This window comes from Pseudodesulfovibrio thermohalotolerans, assembly GCF_021353295.2.
Lineage (GTDB): Bacteria > Desulfobacterota > Desulfovibrionia > Desulfovibrionales > Desulfovibrionaceae > Pseudodesulfovibrio > Pseudodesulfovibrio thermohalotolerans.
The window spans coordinates 754107-770522 of record NZ_CP120635.1 but is presented as its reverse complement, the minus strand read 5'-3'; the positions used below and the strand labels follow the sequence as shown (position 1 = coordinate 770522).

Genomic DNA, 16416 nt, shown 5'->3' with positions numbered 1-16416 from the left:
GTTGTTTTGTTGAATTCTCTTTTAATCCGAAGCGATGGCCGCTCCAGCCCCGATCATGACGGTGCCAGCGGTGCGGTTCATACCCCTCCACAACAGGGTGGAACGGACGGCGTGGCGTCCGCGCGAGGCAAGCCAGGCGTACACGAGAGGGACCGTGCCGATAATCGGAACAATGATGGCCATGACCAGAGTTGCGTCCGTGACGGTCAGGGCCCGCATGTCCACGAAGCCGGGCAGGAACCCGCAGTAAAAGGCGATGGCCTTGGGGTTGCCCAGGGTCACGCACAGCCCGGCCAGAAAACTCCGGCCCGGACGGACCGGCAGGTCGCGCGAGGCGGCTGAAAAATCGGGCTTCGCCAGCCAGCAATTCACGCCCATATACACCAGATAGGCCGCGCCCGCCCACTTGAGGAACACAAAATACGGCCCGATCTGCGAGGCGACCCACCCCATGCCGAACAATGCCGTCAGCAAATAGCACACGTCGCCCAAAACCAACCCGGCCGTGAACGCGCCGCCCGCCTTGAAACCACGCGCCAAGGACTGCGCCACCACGGCCGAAACGCCCGGCCCCGGAATGCACGCGAAGACCAACGTTGCCAGCGCCAACGCAATGCCGCTCTCGATTGTCATGGTCTCCCTCCCGTATGAGTTTTCCGGCCGACCAAAACCTACCACCCACCACTCCACGCTTCAACCGGAAAGCGCGGGACTTGGTGTGCCTCCGGCGGCCAGGGGGGAAACTTTTGAGAAAGTTTCCCCCCTGGACCCCCTTTCAAAACTTTTTATGTGCCTTCGGCAAGGCTCTGCGAATACCAGGGCCTTGTTTCGACAACGATGAGACGCCCCCCGCGAAGCGGCATAAAAAGCTTTGGAAAAGGATGGAGATGGGGGTCCGGGGAAGAGGAAGGAAAGAACCTTTCACCGAAAGGTTTTTCCTTCCTCTTCCCCCGGCCGCCGGAGGCACAAAAAAACCCCCGGTGCGAATTCCGCGCCAGGGGTTTTGGATATCAATGAGCAAGCGGAATCTACGGAGTTTGCAGACCCCAGTTATTCCAGATCTGGTTGCGCCATTCGGCGAAGGACTCGGCAAAGGTATCGAGAGGCAGCTCGATCTTTTCGCCGGTCTTGCGGTCCTTGGCCTCAATGATGCCGTTCTTGAGACCCTTGCCGCCGAGCACGAGCTGCATGGGGTAGCCGATGAGATCGGCTTCGGCGAACTTGACGCCCGGCCGCTCCTTGCGGTCGTCGAAGGCGACGTCCACACCCATGCCCGTAAGTTGGGCGTAGAGTTCCTCGGCCTTGTCGGCCACGTCCTGATCCTTTCCGCCGAGGGAGATAAGACAGACCTCGAAGGGCGCGATGGAGGGCGGGAAACAGCAGCCGTTGTCATCGAAGTTCTGCTCGATGGCCGAGGCCACGATGCGGGAAACGCCGATGCCGTAGCAGCCCATAATCATATATTGGGACTTGCCGTTCTCGTCGAGGAAGGTGGCTTCCATCTTTTCGGAATACTTGAGGCCGAGCTTGAATACGTGGCCCACCTCGATGCCCTTGGTGAACTCGATCGCGCCGCCGCACTCCGGACAGGGGTCGGTGGGCTCGATGACGCGCAGATCGGCGAACTTGACGATGTCGCAGTCGCGGTTCAGGGCAAGGTGGCGAACATGGGTGTCGCCCTTGTTGGCCCCGGCCACCCAGTCTGTGGCGGAGAGCAACTCATGGTCGGCATAAATGGGCACGTCCTTGTCCAGTCCGGCAGGACCGGCGAAGCCTACCGGGGCATTGGTCAGTTTGCGGACCAACGCCTCGTCGGCCAGCTCGATCTCGTTGCCGCCCACCAGGTTGCGCAGCTTGACGTCGTTCAGCTCGCGGTCGCCGCGAACCAGCCCGGCAACGGGCTTGCCGTCCACGACGAAGAGCAGGGTCTTGACGAGCTTGTCGGCGGTGATGCCCAGGAAGCCGCAGACCTCCTCGACGGTGTGCGCGCCGGGGGTGGCGACCTCTTCCATGGGCGGCACAGCCGACTCGTCGGCAGGCGCACCCTGGGGCGCGTTGACCTTGGCCTTTTCGAGGTTGGCCCCGAAGTCGCAGGAAAGACAGGAAGCGATAGTGTCCTCGCCGGTCTCGGCCAGGACCATGAATTCATGGGAAAAATCGCCGCCGATGGCCCCGGAATCAGCCTGAACCGGCTTGAAGCGCAGGCCGATGCGGGAGAAGGCCTTCTTGTAGGCGTTGAACATATCCCAGTAGGACTTTTCCGCGCCCGCCTCGTCCTTGTCGAAGGAGTAGGCGTCCTTCATGATGAACTCGCGGCCGCGCATGAGCCCGAACCGGGGACGAATCTCGTCGCGGAACTTGGTCTGGACCTGATAGAGATTGATGGGAAGCTGCTTGTAGGACTTGATCTCCCCGCGCACCAAGTCGGTCATGATCTCTTCGTGGGTGGGTCCGAGGCAGTAGTCGCGGTCGCTGCGGTCCTTGAAGCGGAGCAGTTCCTTGCCGTAGTAGTCCCAACGGCCGGTCTCCTTCCACAGGTCGGCGGGCTGGACAGTGGGCAGCAGCACTTCGAGCGCGCCCGCGCGGTCCATCTCCTCGCGGATGATGTCCGCGACCTTGTTGATGGCGCGCAGGCCGAGCGGCAGGTAGTTGTAAATGCCGCTGGTCAGCTTGCGGATCATGCCCGCGCGCATCAGGAGCTTATGGGAGACAACCTCGGCGTCGGCCGGGTCCTCCTTCAGGGTCGGGATGTAATAGCGGGAAAGACGCATCTATTAACTTCTCCTTTCTTCCAGGAATTTTTCGATTTCTTTCATGAATTCGGGCAGCAGGTTGGCGTTGCCCTTGACCTTGCGGACCACTTCGCCCTTGCGGAAGATGATACCCAGGTCACGGCCTCCGGCAATGCCGATGTCGGCCTCGCGGGCCTCGCCCGGCCCGTTGACCACGCAACCCATGACGGCCACGGTGAAGACCTCCTCCACGCCGCGCAGGGCCGCCTCCACCTGCTCGGCCAGATCGATGAGCCCGATCTCGGTTCGCCCGCAGGTGGGGCAGGATATAATCTCAGGGCCGCGTTCCCGCAAGCCCAAGCTGCGCAAGATCTCGTAGGCCACGCCGATTTCGGCCACGGGATCGTGGGTCAGGGACACGCGCATGGTGTCGCCGATGCCTTCAAACAGCAGAATGCCGAGCCCCACGGAGGACTTGACCGCGCCGCGCACGAGCGTGCCCGCCTCGGTGATGCCGATGTGCAGGGGATAATCCACCTGCTCCGACATGAGCCGATAGGCCGCGATGGTCTTGAGGACCGACGAGGTCTTGAGGGAAATCTTGATGTCGTGGAAGCCGCGCGCCTCAAGCATACGCACGTGGCGCAGGCCGGACTCGACCATGGCCTCGGGCGTCGGTCCGCCATAGGTCTTGAGCAGGTCCTTTTCCAGGGAGCCGCCGTTGACGCCGATGCGAATGGGCGTGGAGCACGCCTTGGCCGCCCGAACCACGGCGTCCACCTTGGCCTCGTCCCCGATGTTGCCCGGGTTGATGCGCAGGCCGTCGAACCCCGCATCCAACGCGGCCAATGCCAGCCGGTGATCGAAATGAATGTCCGCGATGAGCGGCACCGGGGATTGGGCGCGGATGGTTCCGAGCTTGGCGGCCGCCGTCTCATCGGGCACGGCCAGGCGCACGATCTCGCACCCCGCCTCGGCCAATTGGTTGATCTGAGCCACCGTGGCCGGGACGTCGCGCGTGTCCGTATTGCACATGGACTGAACCCGGACAGGGTTGTCCCCGCCGATGCCCACGCCGCCGATATTCACGACTCTTGTCTGCTTGCGTTGCATAAGGATTGGCACGTTACGCAATTTCCCCGGTCAAGCCAAGAGCCCGCAAGGGGCAAAAGCAGGGGCTTTCAACCGGACGGCGGACCGGGTCAAGGAGCCAGAACCATTTGCGAAAAAAACCCCATCCCGTTGCGGCGTGAACGGGCCGCCCCATCGCCTTCCTTCCTTGTACGCCGCTCACCGTGTATATTCCCACCCCGCCGGGTAACACGGTTGTTGTGCCCCCCCTCAACAATCGGTTCTATCAACATTGCCCATCGAAACAGCCGACTTCGCCTTTTTTCAAACGGATACCCAATCGCAACAGTCCGTTTTCCTTTTCCTCTTGACGAGATTGTCCCTTTTATTTAGGAACGGCATAGTGTTACATTTTCATATTTCGTAGCAATTTTATAGTTGCATTCAATTTTTTTTATGTCATCGAAGGTGCTCAAATGAGAAAAATTCATCTTGTCTACGCCTTTTTGCTGCTTTTCCTGACCGTTCCCATGGACGGAGCGGCCCGCACCCTGACCGACTCCACCGGCAGGAACAACGAGATTCCGGACAAGGTGGACCATGTTATCTGTTCCGGCTCCGGCTGTCTGCGTCTCCTGACCTATCTACAGGCGCAGGACCACGCCGTGGCCGTGGACGACATCGAGGCGCGCCGCCGCAAATTCGACGCCCGCCCCTACGCCATCGCCAACCCGCAATTCAAGGAGATGCCCATCTTCGGGCAGTTCCGGGGGCACGACAACCCCGAACTCATCCTCACCCTGGAACGCCAGCCCCAGGTCATCCTCAAGACCTACTCGGCCATGGGCCATGATCCCCAGGAGCTCCAGGACAAGACCGGCATCCCGGTGGTGGTCCTCAACTACGGCGACCTGGGCGCGAACAGGCCCGAGATGTACAAGAGCCTGCGCATCATGGCCAAGGTCATGGGCAGGGAGCAGCGCGCCGAGGACATCATCAACTACATGGAAGGACTGATCGCGGACCTGAGCCGCCGGACCGGCGACATGCCGGGGCAGGAGCGGTCCACGGTCTACGTGGGCGGCGTGGCCTTCCGCGGCCCCCACGGATTCCAGTCCACTGAACCCGCCTATCCGCCGTTCACCTTCATCAACGCGATCAATCTGGCTTATGAGGCGGGAAAAGCGGGCAAGAGCCTCAACCAGTCGGACATCGCCAAGGAAAAGATCGTGGAATGGGACCCGAACGTCCTCTTCCTGGACCTGGCCACCCTGCAAATGGGCGACGGCGCGGGCGGTCTATACGAACTGCGCACCGACCCGGCCTACCGCATGTTGACCGCCGTAAAGGAAGGCCAGGTGTACGGGCTGTTGCCGTACAACTGGTACACCCAGAACTTTGGCTCCATCCTGGCCAACGCCTATTTCATCGGCAAAGTCCTCTACCCAGAACGATTCACCGACGTGGACCCGCAGGCCAAGGCGGACGAAATCTACACGTTCCTCGTGGGCAAGCCGGTCTTCAAGGACATGAACGCCCAGTTCAAGGGATTGGCCTACAAGCCCGTGCCGGTGAACTGACATGCACTTCTCCGACGGACAGGTCCCTGCCGAGTACCGGCACTACATCGGCGTCAAGCTGACCCTGATCTGCCTGGCGGGCGGGTTGCTCGCCCTCGGCCTGGTGGTGTCCGTCTCCATGGGCGCGGCGCACATCCCCATTGCGGACGTTGGCCGGACCCTCATGGGTTGGGCCGTCTCCAAACGGTACGACGTCATCATCTGGAACATCCGCCTGCCCCAGGCCCTGTCCGCCATCGTGGCGGGCGCGGGCCTGTCCGTGGCGGGTGCGGTCATGCAGTCCATCCTGCGCAACCCGCTCGGCTCGCCCTTCACCCTGGGCATCTCCCACGCGGCCGCATTCGGCGCGGCCTTCTCTGTTATGATCTTGGGCGGCGGAATCATGGCCTCCACCAATGCGGACGCCGTGAACATCACCAATCCGTACCTGACCACGGCCGTGGCCTTCCTCTTCAGCCTGGCCGCCGCGGGCGTCATCGTGGCCGTGTCGAGGCTGCGCGGGTCCACGCCCGAAGTCATGATCCTGACCGGCGTGGCCCTGGGCGCGCTGTTCACCGCCGGGACCATGTTCCTGCAATTCTTCGCCGACGACGTGCAGTTGGCGGCCATGGTCTTCTGGACCTTCGGCGACACGGCCCGGGCATCCTGGTCCGAACTGGGCGTCATGACCGCCGTCACCGTGGTCACATCCCTCTACTTCCTGGCCAACGGCTGGAACTACAACGCCATCGACGCGGGCGACGAGACCGCCAAGGGACTCGGCGTGCGCGTGGACCGCGTCCGGCTGATCGGCATGATGCTCGCCTCCATGCTCACGGCGGTCATCATCGCTTTCCTCGGCATCATCGGCTTCGTCGGTCTCGTGGTTCCGCACATGGTCCGGCGGATCATCGGCTCGGACCACCGCTTCCTGTTGCCGGGCTCCATCCTGGCTGGCGGGCTGCTCCTGCTCGCGTCGGACACTGCCGCCCGGCTGATCCTCGCCCCGCACATGCTGCCGGTCTCGGTCCTGACCGCCTTCCTGGGAGCGCCTGTCTTCATTTTCCTCATAATAAGGGGGCAACGGCGATGATCCTCTCCGTCACCGACCTCGACTTCGCCTACAACGGACACAAGGTCCTCCACGATGTGAATTTCAACATCGAAGGGGGCGAACTCATGGCCATTCTCGGCCCCAACGGCGTGGGCAAGACCACCCTCCTCAAATGCATCAACGCCATCCATTCCCCCTGCGCCGGCAAGGTCCTGGTCGAAGACCGCGACGTGCTCCGTATGCGGCCGAGTGAAATAGCCCTCGGCATCGGCTACGTGGCGCAACGCAACGAGACCGCTCGCCTGACCGTGTTCGACGCCGTGCTCATGGGCCGAAAGCCCCACATCGTCTGGCGCGTCGGCGAGAACGACCTCAAGATCGTGGATTCCGCCCTGAAAAGGCTGCACATGGCCCATCTGGCCCTGCGTCACATCGACCAACTTTCCGGCGGCGAGCTGCAAAAGGTCGCCATCGCCCGCGCACTGGTCCAGGAACCGCGTCTCATGCTCCTGGACGAACCCACCTCCAGCCTGGACCTCAAGAGCCAGGTGGACATCCTGACCATGCTCCGGCGGGTGGTGGACGAGCACCGAATCGGAGCCGTCATGACCATGCACGACCTGAACACGGCCCTGCGCTACGCAGACAAGGTCCTGTTCCTCAAGGACGGGCGCATCCACTCCACCGGCCCGGCCTGCGAAGTCACCTCCGAGGTGGTCGAGCAAGTCTACGGGTTGCCCGTCCACATCCACACCGTTCAGGGACACCCGCTGGTAATCCCTGCCGTATAGAACAGAAAAAGGAGACTCCCCAATGTCCTGCGCCTTCCCCAAAGAGCAAATCGACGAGACCGTCCGGTTCCACGGACACCACTGCCCCGGCCTGACCATCGGCATCCGCGCCGTGGAACTCGTCCAGCGCGAACTCGGCGAACTCGACACCCTCGAACTGGTCACCGTGGCCGAAACCGATATGTGCGGAGTAGACGCCATCCAGTTCCTGACCGACTGCACTCTCGGCAAAGGCAACTTCATCCACAGGGACTACGGCAAACGCGCCTTCACCTTCTACGACCGCAAATCCGGCAAGGGGTTTCGCGCCCTGCTCAATGAGACCGGCCCCGCCAAGCCCAACGAATGCTGGCAAGAGGCCATCGACCACTTCATGACCCTCCCCCTCGACGACATGTTCACCATCACCCGGCTCGACTGTCCCGCCCCCAGGCCCGCGCAGGTCCTCGAAAGCCTTCACTGCGCCCAATGCGGCGAACTGGTCATGGAATCCCGCACCCGCCGCTACGGCGGTAAGACCTACTGCATCCCCTGCTTTGGGGAAATCGACCAGAAGTTGTAAGAAAGGAATGCCTCCGGCGGCCAGGGGGGAAACTTTTGAAAAAGTTTCCCCCCTGGACCCCTCTTCAAAACTTTTTGTCGCTCGCTTCGCTCGATTCCTACACCGTCTCACCGAACTCCCCCCCCAAAAAAAAGCTGACAGAACAACCCTGGTACATGGGACACGTTAGGGCTAAAAGCCTGTGAGGAGGCATGTCCTAGAGGGGATTCGGCACATGCCATGTGACGGCAAAGCCATGCTGCCCTCTACTTTCAGGAATGCGGCCAAAAGTCGCAGGAGAGGAATGCCTCCGGCGGCCAAGGGGGAAACTTTTGAAAAAGTTTCCCCCTTGGACCCCTCTTCAAAACTTTTTCTCGCTCGCTTCGCTCGATTCCTGCACGGTCTCGTCTACCCTCCGCATCCTTCAAAACAGCTTTCGCTCCTTTCCGCGAAGCGGCATAAAAAGCTTTGGAAAAGGATGGAGATGGGGGTCGGGGAAGAGGAAGGAAAGAACCTTTCACCGAAAGGTTTTTCCTTCCTCTTCCCCCGGCCGCCGGAGGCACACCAAAAAAGCCCCCACGCTTACGCGCGGGGGCTTTTTTCATTGCATTGCGGAACGGCTATTTGCCGCCCTTTTTGCCTTTCTTGCCAGACTTCTTGGTTTTGGGCTTGGCTTTGGCCTCGACCTCAGACTTGACCTCAACCTTTGTTTCAACCGGGGCTTCAGTCTTGGCTTCAACCTTGACTTCGGGCTTGGCTTCAACCTCGGCCTCAGGCTTGGCTTCAGGCGCGGGCTCGGGCTTGACTTCGGGCTCGGGCTTGGCTTCGACGGTTCTCTTTTTGGGCTTGGGCGGATTGCCGTGCTCAATCCAGGTGACCTTCTCGGCAACCGGCTTGCGGTGCGTATCCTTCATGGACAGGCACTTGGTCGGGCAGTTGTCCCTGCACAGACCGCAGTAGACGCAGGCGTGCGGGTCGCACTGCCAGGTGCCGGACGACTTGTCCACGGTAATGCACTGGCTGGGGCACTTGCGGGAACACAGGCCGCAGAAGATGCACTTGTTGATGTCGATGACCAGCTCGCCCCGGTAATTGGAGAACGGCGCGCGCACCTCGAAGGGATACTTCCGGGTGACGGGCTTTTTCAGCAGGTTCTTGATGACGTTCGGTGTAAACAGCATACGACCTCCTAGCGTTCGGTGCAGCTGATGCACGGGTCAATGGACAGCACGATAACCGGCACGTCGGCCAGCTCGCAGCCCGGCAACATGCCCAGAAGCGGCGGAATGTTGGCGAACGTGGGGGTGCGGATACGCAGCCGGTCCAAGTGCTTGGTGCCGTTGCCCCGAATGTAGTAGACGCACTCACCGCGCGGCTGCTCGACCCGGGTGAATATCTCGCCCTCGGGCGGATTGCCCTTGACCTTGGTGGCAAGCTCGCCCTCGGGGAGCTTGGCGATGGCCTGGCGGACCAGGTCGATGGACTGGAGCACTTCGCGGAAACGGACGGTGGAACGTGCCCAGCAGTCTCCGGCGGTTTCGACCACTGGCTCGAAGTCCAGTTCGCCGTATGCGCCATAGCCGGTCATGCGCATATCCTGGGCCACGCCGGAGCCGCGCAGGGTCGGGCCTGCCGCGCCGAGTTCCCAGGCCTGTTCCTTGGTCATCACGCCGATGCCCACGGTACGGGACTTGACCGTGTAGTCGTTCATGATGGTGTCCTGCATCGCCCGGACTTCCTTCTCGACGATCTCGATCTCGGACAGAATCCAGCGAATCTGCTCCGGGCTGAGGTCGGCGCGGACGCCGCCGATGACGTTGACCGAAACGATGACGCGGCTGCCGGTGGTCGCCTCGTTGATGTCCATGATGCGTTCGCGAACACGCCAGAACTGCATGAACAGGGCTTCGAAGCCGAATGCGTCGGCGAACAGGCCCAGCCAGAGCAGGTGGGAGTGGCAGCGATGAAGCTCGGACCAGATGATGCGCAGCATCTTGGCGCGGTCCGGAACCTCGACGCCCATGAGTTCCTCGATGCTCTGCGAGTAGCAGACGGCGTGGATCATGGAGCAGATGCCGCAGACGCGCTCACAGACGTTAATCATCTGGTGATAGTCGCGGATATCGGCCAGTTTCTCCAGGCCGCGATGGACATAGCCCAGCGCCGGGATGGCCTCTTTGACGATCTCGTCCTCGACCTTGAGGGTCAAGTGGACCGGCTCGGGCAGGACGGGGTGCTGCGGGCCGAAGGGTATAACGGTGGTTGCCATTTCAGCCCCCTATTTTTTGGGCTCGATCTTGACGTTGGACACCAGGGGAACCTGGGTGACCTCGGGGTCGAGATAGAGCGTGCGGTTGAAGTCGAGAACCAGGCCGTCGAACTTGACGTCCCACTGGTCGCGGATTTCGTTTTCCACCAGAAGAGCGGCGAAATAGACGCCGGACACGCTCGGAATGGGCTTGTCCATGTCGGCCAGCAGCCGCAGGTGGGTGATCTCCAGGTTCTTGTCGAAGTGGTAGAGGATGCCGATCTTGTCTCCTTCCTGGTAGGTGGAGTACGTGACAAGCCTCTGCCCGTCGTTCTTCATATGCATGACCTCGCCGACAAGGCTGTCGACGGTCACATCTATAACTTTACCTTGCATTGATTACCTCGCGTGAAGCTACTTGGCTTCTTCGACTTTCTGGGCGAACTTGGCGAGTCCCGCCACGACGCCGTCGATGATGGCCTCGGGCTTGGCCGGACAGCCGGGAACGTAGACGTCCACGGGGATGACCTTATCCACGCCGCCCACGACATTGTAGGCCTCGCGGAATACGCCGCCGGTGTTGCCGCACGCGCCGATGGCGATGACGGCCTTGGGCTCGGGCATCTGGTCGTAGATGTTCTTGAGCACCTTCTTGTTCCGGTGGTTGACCGTTCCGGTAACCAGAAGCACGTCGGCGTGCTTGGGGTTGCCCACGTTGACGACGCCGAACCGTTCCACGTCGTAGAGCGGAGTCAGGCAGGCCAGTACCTCGATATCGCAGCCGTTGCAGCTACCGCAGTCGAAGTGCATGATCCACGGTGACTTGGCGCGAGATTTCTTTATGAATGATCCGAACATGATTTACCCCGCGTACAGCCAGATGAGGTTAACGACGGACATGCCCATGCCGAGCAGCCAGACGCGCTTTATCATCCAGCGCCAGGTCATCCGGGCCATGGTGTTGTCCACCAGGATTTCGAGCATATAGGTGGCCGCGAGCAGAAGCGCCATCCAGGCCACGTTGGTATGCCAGAAGAGCGCGCACAGGCCGAGCACCAGGATGGTCTCGTACCAGTGGGCTATTTCGATCAGGCCGAGGTAGGGGCCGGAGTACTCCGTGAGCACTCCCTTGACCAGTTCCTGATGGCCGTGATGGGAGGTCGAGAAGTCGAACGGGGACTTCCGCAGTTTGATGGTCAGGGCGTAGCCCAGGGCCAGGTAGAGCAGCGGCATCTTGGCCAGAAGCGGCGTCTCCTGGGCCCAGATGGCCTCGATGGAGAAACTGCCGGTGACCATGTAGAAGCCCACGAAGACCAGGACCAGTATCGGCTCGTAGGCCAGGACCTGGATCAATTCGCGCTGCGCGCCCACCTGAGCGTACGGAGACTTGGTGGACAAGGCGCCCATGACCAGGAAGACCGCGCCGATGGCCTGCACGAAGATGACGAGCAGCAGGTCGCCCTGAGCGAAGAACAGGGCCACGGAAGCGGCCGCGGCGACGAGGTACACCCAGGCGCAGAGAATCTGCCACTGGTTGACGACCATCTTTTCCTTTCCGAAGAGCTTGGCCACATCATAGAAGGCCTGCATGATCGGAGGCCCCTGCCGCGACTGGAACCAGGCGGTTACGCGGCGGTCCAGGCCGGCGAGCAGGCCGCCTGCCAACGGAGCGCCAACAAGTCCGATGATGACGAGAATGAGAGTTTCCATTAGAGCGCCCCTCCCAGCATGAGGACGATCAGCGCGACCGCCAGAGCGTTGAAGATGGGCGTAAGCTTGGGTTCAGCGAACAGCTCGCCCAGATAGAGGTTGCCGGTGGAGAACGGCACGTCGCCGTTCATGGGACCGACGTAGGTGCCGTCTGCGGAACTGTTCACCCCGCTCACGTAAGGCGGCATGATCTTGACCTTGCGGTAGCCCGAGGCCGCCTTGACCGCGTACAGCAGTCCAAGGCCGAGAACCAGGAACAGGGGCACCACCACAAAGGTGCCGTGCGCCGACTCAAGAGAGCCGAACCCCACGGTGAAGGGAGCCGAACCGATCCAGGGGGCCAGCATGGAGTTGTAGAACCACGGGGAGGTCAGGGAGAGGACCACCGCGCCCAGGCACAGGGTCATCAGCGGCACGCGGATGAGCAGCGGCTGGGATTCCGGGCTGGCGCCCGGCTCGCGGGTGCCCATGAGGGAACCGGCCCAGCGGGCCAGGTACACGACCATCAGGGCCGAGCCCAGGGCCAGCATGACCACCACGAAGAGGTTGCTGTCGGCCGAGGCCTCAATGGCCATCCACTTGCCGAGCAGCACGCCGAAGGGCGGCAGCATCATGGAGAGGATGCCGATGATGGTGATGAGCGCGGTACGGGGATGCTCTCCGTACAGGCCGCGCATGTCCTCGATGTCGCGGGAGCCGATGGCCTGCTCGATGGTGCCGACGCACAGGAAGAGCAGCGACTTGGAGACAGCGTGGAAGAGGATGAGCATAATCGCCGCGGTCAACGCCAACGGGGTGTTGATGCCGGCGCAGCAGATAATCAGGCCGAGGTTGGCCACTGTGGAATAAGCCAGGATTTTCTTACCGTTGGACTGCCCCACGCCAAGTGCGGCGCAGCTGAGGAAGGTGAAAGCGCCGCACAGAGCGATGCCCGTGGACAAGAAGGTTCCGGCATAGATCGGGGCGAACCGCAGAACCACGAACACGCCCGCCTTAACCATTGTTGAGGAGTGCAGGAGTGCGGAAACCGGGGTCGGAGCGACCATGGCCCCGAGCAGCCAGGACTGGAACGGGACCTGGGCGGCTTTGGTGAAACCGGCCAGACAGAGGAAGGCGACGCCGGTGACCATCATGGCGCCAGAGGGGCCGAGGGCCAGCATCGCGGAGATGTTCAGCGTTCCGGCATGGGCGTAGACCAGCATCATGCCGACGACGAAGGCCAGGCCTCCGAAGGCGTTCATCCACAAGGCCCGGATGGAGTTCTTCGTGGCGATCTCGGTGGCGTCATGCCCGATGAGCATGAAGGAGCACAGGGTGGTCACTTCGAAGAAGAAGTACATCCACAGGATATTGTTGGACAGGACCAGACCGTTCATGGCGCCCAGGAACAGCAGCATGAAGAAGAAGAACCGCGGCTGGCGCGTCTTCTTCAGGCCCAGATGCTCTTCGTGTTCCTTCATATAAGGAATAGCGAAGACGCAGATCAGAGAACCGATGATCGAGATGACCAGGACCATGACCAGGGTGAGCTGGTCGCCCATCAGCGCGGGCACGGCCTCGTGGCCGACCATGACCACCTCGAACCAGACGAGGAGAACCGTCTGGGCCAACGTGAAGCCCTGAACCAGCAGGCTCTTGTGTTTATAACCATAAAAGAAAATGACACCCAGCAGGACGAAATCCAGGACGGTAACCAAGAAATCGCTGCCGATGCCCAGGAATGAGCCGACCTCGATCGGCGCAAACGTCCCCTGCGAAAGCAGCCCTAACGACGCGAGCGTCAGGATGCCCCCAGTGGCGAGTACGGTCAGCTTCCGCACGGACGAAGACCGCACGAAATAGCAGACCACCGCCGCTGCCATCGGCAGCAGGATGAGAAGCACTAACAGATTTGACATGAAGACCTCGTTTCAGAAGATGAAGAACGAGTACAGCAGGCACCTGGATTCCGGTTCACCTCCAACCGAAAAACCAGTGCGTTTGCACTTACCCCTTAGCCTAATAAACACTTGTCCTTAGGTGAAGTTGACACCCAGGTCAAGGCCCGAACCGAACTTTTGCCTCATACTCAAACACGCTGCAAGCGACCGTATCTACACACGATCTCGCACTATTTGACGTTTTTGAAAAAGTCCGTCTCGAAAAAGTATGGAATGTCGTGAAAAAAAGCACAATCCCCACCTGACAGGGCTTCCGAGAGATTCGACACTCGGACTTTCGGACTAGTCAGAAGTATCCGAGATTGGTCAGGGCGGACAGGACCGCCTCCTTGCCTCCGGCTCGGCCGGACCGCTCACCACCCTGCACGTCGGGAAGCGTGGTGCAGGGGCGGCAGCCAAGGGAACGGTACCCTTGATCGTAAAGCTCGCAGTGCGGCAGGCCGAAGCGGGCGTGGAAAGCCCAGACGTCGGATTCGGTCCAGTCGAGCAGCGGGTTGACCAGAGTATGGTCCGGATCGCTCCGCTCCTCCATCTCCTTCCGCGCGATGCGGTCGGGGTGCTCATCCCGGCGAATGCCGGTCAGAAGGAAATCGGTCCCGGTTTCCCGCACCGCCTTCTTCAACGGCTCCACTTTAAGTTCGCGACAGCAGACGAGCGGATCGCGGGCCAGGGGATAGCCTGCAAGGGCGACGGCGGGCCGGGCGACATGAAGGTCCACGCCCCACGCAGCGGCCATGCGGTCGCGGAAAGCGAGCACCTCCGGAAATTTGCAGCCGGTATCGAGATTGATGGCCCGCACCGGACCGGCCCCGGCATGTTCAACCAGAGTCTTCCAGATAAACAGGACAACGGTGGAATCCTTGCCTCCGGTCCAGGCCACGCGAACCCGGGCGGGGTCGACTCGTCCGGCCAGGTCGGACAGGAGGGCTTCACTATGCAGAATTTTCTCTTCGAGAGTGGACATTAAGTTGTTCCCGTATGGTTGCTTACACCCCAACGTTGCCGCACCCCCCATCCATAGGCAAGGGGAAAATACATCTCATTGGCCACTCTGCCCGGCGCGCCCCGCGAACGAAAAAACGCCTTTTTTTTCAATCCGAAAAAGAAAAAACTGACTTTTTTTTCAATCGTACGCATCCGAAAACAGGCATAAACGAAAAAGAATGCTTCTTTCTAGAAAAATTTTTTCCATGTCCCACAGAACCATGTCCACGAGCGCGATTGAGTGGCGAATCAGAACGGGACTCCCGATTATCCCCCGTATGACGCGTTTTTCCGGCAACGGCCCGGTCCGGTTGGCGGAACGGGATGACGCCAGATCTGCCGTTCAGGCCAATATTTTTCCCACCAAATGAAAAAAATCGGAAAAAAGCGCTTGACGTCCGACGAGGTTACGCATAGACATGCATCTCGTTTGCGCGCCCGTGGCTCAGCTGGATAGAGCATTCGGCTACGAACCGAAAGATCGCACGTTCGAATCGTGCCGGGCGCACCACGCTAGCAAAGTCCCCTGTAGGTCAACCTACAGGGGACTTTTCAGTTGCGCCAATCGGCGATTGACTCCTTGGCCGCCTGACCGCATTCTTTGGTGGAACATCCAAGGAGGAAAGAATGGATCGACCAAAGGTGTACGTCACCCGCCAAATCCCCGAAGAAGGGCTCGCCCTGCTCCGACGGGTGGCCGAGGTGGAAGTCAACCCCGTGGACGCCCCCGTGTCCCGCAACGAACTGCTAAAAATCGTCGCCGACTGCGAAGGCGTGATCGGCCTGCTCACCGAGAGGATCGACGCCGAGTTTTTCGACGCGGCTCCCAAACTCAAGGGATACGCCAACTACGCCGTCGGTTTCGACAACATCGACGTGCCCGAAGCCACCCGGCGATCAATGCCCGTGTCCAACACCCCGGACGTGCTGACCAACGCCACCGCCGAATGCGCCTGGGCCCTGCTCTTCGCCGTGGCCCGGCAGGTCATCCCCGCGGACCGGCTCATGCGCTCGGGCGAATGGCCCGGCTGGGGCCCCCTGCAATTCATCGGCGGCGACGTTTCCGGCAAGACCCTGGGCATCGTGGGCGCTGGCCGCATCGGCACGGCCATGGCCCGCATGAGCCGTGGATTCAACATGCCGGTCCTGTACACCAGCTCTTCCAACCGCCGGAACGAAGTACTTGAATCCGAGCTGAACGCCCGCCTGGTCTCCTTTGAGGAGTTGTTGGAGGCGTCGGATTACATATCACTACACACCCCGCTCAATCCCGGCACCAAGCATCTGTTCGGAGCCGACGCCTTTGTGCGCATGAAGCCGACCGCCTGCATCATCAATACGGGACGCGGTCCTGTGATCGACGAACAGGCCCTGCTCCACGCCCTCAAGACCGGCGAAATAGCCGGAGCCGGTCTGGACGTGTACGAGAACGAGCCCGCCCTCACGCCCGGCTTGGCCGAGCTGGAAAACGTGGTCCTGCTGCCCCACATCGGCTCCGGCACCGCCTCGGCGCGCGCCGACATGGCCGTCCTGGCAGCCCGTAACCTCATCGCCATGCTCGAAGGCCGGAAACCCGAGACCTGCCTCAACCCGGAAATATACGACTAGCACGCACAGCCCTTCCGCTTCGCAAACCATCAGCCCGCCGCGCGTGACCCTGACGCGCGGCGGGCGTTTTCCAATTGAAGCCGGTTCCGATCGCACGAGAACGACATGCCGAAGGCGAACCGACCGTATATATCTGAAAATCACAACCGTCTGGAATTAAGGGTTTTCCCTGGGCATA

The 16416-nt window shown here is 61.2% G+C and carries 15 protein-coding genes and 1 tRNA gene; 6 read left to right on the top strand and 10 right to left on the bottom strand.

Features of this window, described 5'->3' with window-relative positions:
* Positions 1–21: 21 nt before the first annotated feature.
* The 3 genes from LF599_RS03515 to ispG all read right to left on the bottom strand — a co-directional run bounded on the left by LF599_RS03515 (position 22) and on the right by ispG (position 3845).
* The gene (locus tag LF599_RS03515; protein WP_279522309.1) at positions 22–633 is read right to left on the bottom strand and encodes a LysE family translocator; all 612 of its coding nucleotides are present in this window, start codon (positions 631–633) and stop codon (positions 22–24) included.
* Between the two features lie 395 nt (positions 634–1028).
* A complete protein-coding gene (locus LF599_RS03510; protein WP_279522308.1) occupies positions 1029–2771 on the bottom strand; it encodes a proline--tRNA ligase in 1743 nt (580 codons plus the stop codon).
* A gap of 3 nt (positions 2772–2774) precedes the next feature.
* Positions 2775–3845: a flavodoxin-dependent (E)-4-hydroxy-3-methylbut-2-enyl-diphosphate synthase gene (gene ispG / locus LF599_RS03505; protein ID WP_269941796.1), complete on the bottom strand. Its 1071-nt coding sequence runs from the start codon at positions 3843–3845 to the stop codon at positions 2775–2777.
* Between the two features lie 434 nt (positions 3846–4279).
* Between ispG and LF599_RS03500 the strand changes: the two genes are divergently transcribed.
* Genes LF599_RS03500 through LF599_RS03485 form a run of 4 tightly spaced genes read left to right on the top strand, consistent with a single transcriptional unit; the run spans position 4280 to position 7769 of the window.
* The gene (locus LF599_RS03500) at positions 4280–5383 is read left to right on the top strand and encodes an iron ABC transporter substrate-binding protein (protein ID WP_279522307.1); all 1104 of its coding nucleotides are present in this window, start codon (positions 4280–4282) and stop codon (positions 5381–5383) included.
* Between the two features lies 1 nt (position 5384).
* Positions 5385–6455: a FecCD family ABC transporter permease gene (locus LF599_RS03495; RefSeq protein WP_279522306.1), complete on the top strand. Its 1071-nt coding sequence runs from the start codon at positions 5385–5387 to the stop codon at positions 6453–6455.
* A complete protein-coding gene (locus LF599_RS03490; RefSeq protein ID WP_279522305.1) occupies positions 6452–7207 on the top strand; it encodes an ABC transporter ATP-binding protein in 756 nt (251 codons plus the stop codon). Before LF599_RS03495 ends, LF599_RS03490 begins: the two co-directional genes overlap by 4 nt.
* A gap of 22 nt (positions 7208–7229) precedes the next feature.
* The gene (locus LF599_RS03485; protein ID WP_279522304.1) at positions 7230–7769 is read left to right on the top strand and encodes an FmdE family protein; all 540 of its coding nucleotides are present in this window, start codon (positions 7230–7232) and stop codon (positions 7767–7769) included.
* A gap of 599 nt (positions 7770–8368) precedes the next feature.
* Here the strand turns inward: LF599_RS03485 and LF599_RS03480 are convergent.
* The 7 genes from LF599_RS03480 to LF599_RS03450 form a co-directional block, all read right to left on the bottom strand.
* A complete protein-coding gene (locus LF599_RS03480) occupies positions 8369–8929 on the bottom strand; it encodes a 4Fe-4S binding protein (protein WP_279522303.1) in 561 nt (186 codons plus the stop codon).
* Between the two features lie 8 nt (positions 8930–8937).
* A complete protein-coding gene (locus tag LF599_RS03475; protein ID WP_279522302.1) occupies positions 8938–10017 on the bottom strand; it encodes a hydrogenase large subunit in 1080 nt (359 codons plus the stop codon).
* 9 nt (positions 10018–10026) lie between these two features.
* Positions 10027–10392, bottom strand: a complete 366-nt coding sequence (locus LF599_RS03470) for an NADH-quinone oxidoreductase subunit C (protein ID WP_269943791.1) — start codon at positions 10390–10392, stop codon at positions 10027–10029.
* A gap of 18 nt (positions 10393–10410) precedes the next feature.
* Entirely contained in the window at positions 10411–10854 is a 444-nt protein-coding gene (locus LF599_RS03465) for an NADH-quinone oxidoreductase subunit B family protein (protein ID WP_269943792.1), read from the bottom strand.
* Positions 10855–10857: 3 nt separating this feature from the next.
* Entirely contained in the window at positions 10858–11706 is an 849-nt protein-coding gene (locus tag LF599_RS03460) for a respiratory chain complex I subunit 1 family protein (RefSeq protein WP_269943793.1), read from the bottom strand.
* Positions 11706–13604 carry an NADH-quinone oxidoreductase subunit 5 family protein gene (locus tag LF599_RS03455; protein ID WP_269943794.1) on the bottom strand — a complete coding sequence of 633 codons (1899 nt, stop codon included), beginning with the start codon at positions 13602–13604 and terminating at the stop codon, positions 11706–11708. Before LF599_RS03455 ends, LF599_RS03460 begins: the two co-directional genes overlap by 1 nt.
* Positions 13605–13932: 328 nt before the next feature.
* Positions 13933–14610: a phosphoadenosine phosphosulfate reductase family protein gene (locus LF599_RS03450; protein WP_279522301.1), complete on the bottom strand. Its 678-nt coding sequence runs from the start codon at positions 14608–14610 to the stop codon at positions 13933–13935.
* A 454-nt stretch (positions 14611–15064) separates the two neighbouring features.
* Between LF599_RS03450 and LF599_RS03445 the strand changes: the two genes are divergently transcribed.
* Positions 15065–15141: transfer RNA gene (locus LF599_RS03445), tRNA-Arg, on the top strand.
* Positions 15142–15257: 116 nt separating this feature from the next.
* The gene (locus LF599_RS03440) at positions 15258–16238 is read left to right on the top strand and encodes a 2-hydroxyacid dehydrogenase (RefSeq protein WP_279522300.1); all 981 of its coding nucleotides are present in this window, start codon (positions 15258–15260) and stop codon (positions 16236–16238) included.
* Positions 16239–16416 lie beyond the last annotated feature (178 nt).

What these genes read in the sequence shown, in the direction of transcription:
- LF599_RS03515 (WP_279522309.1), bottom strand. Translation starts at nt 633, where the DNA reads ATGACAATCGAGAGCGGCATTGCGTTGGCGCTGGCAACGTTGGTCTTC.
- LF599_RS03510 (WP_279522308.1), bottom strand. Translation starts at nt 2,771, where the DNA reads ATGCGTCTTTCCCGCTATTACATCCCGACCCTGAAGGAGGACCCGGCC.
- ispG (WP_269941796.1), bottom strand. Translation starts at nt 3,845, where the DNA reads ATGCAACGCAAGCAGACAAGAGTCGTGAATATCGGCGGCGTGGGCATC.
- LF599_RS03500 (WP_279522307.1), top strand. Translation starts at nt 4,280, where the DNA reads ATGAGAAAAATTCATCTTGTCTACGCCTTTTTGCTGCTTTTCCTGACC.
- LF599_RS03495 (WP_279522306.1), top strand. Translation starts at nt 5,385, where the DNA reads ATGCACTTCTCCGACGGACAGGTCCCTGCCGAGTACCGGCACTACATC.
- LF599_RS03490 (WP_279522305.1), top strand. Translation starts at nt 6,452, where the DNA reads ATGATCCTCTCCGTCACCGACCTCGACTTCGCCTACAACGGACACAAG.
- LF599_RS03485 (WP_279522304.1), top strand. Translation starts at nt 7,230, where the DNA reads ATGTCCTGCGCCTTCCCCAAAGAGCAAATCGACGAGACCGTCCGGTTC.
- LF599_RS03480 (WP_279522303.1), bottom strand. Translation starts at nt 8,929, where the DNA reads ATGCTGTTTACACCGAACGTCATCAAGAACCTGCTGAAAAAGCCCGTC.
- LF599_RS03475 (WP_279522302.1), bottom strand. Translation starts at nt 10,017, where the DNA reads ATGGCAACCACCGTTATACCCTTCGGCCCGCAGCACCCCGTCCTGCCC.
- LF599_RS03470 (WP_269943791.1), bottom strand. Translation starts at nt 10,392, where the DNA reads ATGCAAGGTAAAGTTATAGATGTGACCGTCGACAGCCTTGTCGGCGAG.
- LF599_RS03465 (WP_269943792.1), bottom strand. Translation starts at nt 10,854, where the DNA reads ATGTTCGGATCATTCATAAAGAAATCTCGCGCCAAGTCACCGTGGATC.
- LF599_RS03460 (WP_269943793.1), bottom strand. Translation starts at nt 11,706, where the DNA reads ATGGAAACTCTCATTCTCGTCATCATCGGACTTGTTGGCGCTCCGTTG.
- LF599_RS03455 (WP_269943794.1), bottom strand. Translation starts at nt 13,604, where the DNA reads ATGTCAAATCTGTTAGTGCTTCTCATCCTGCTGCCGATGGCAGCGGCG.
- LF599_RS03450 (WP_279522301.1), bottom strand. Translation starts at nt 14,610, where the DNA reads ATGTCCACTCTCGAAGAGAAAATTCTGCATAGTGAAGCCCTCCTGTCC.
- LF599_RS03440 (WP_279522300.1), top strand. Translation starts at nt 15,258, where the DNA reads ATGGATCGACCAAAGGTGTACGTCACCCGCCAAATCCCCGAAGAAGGG.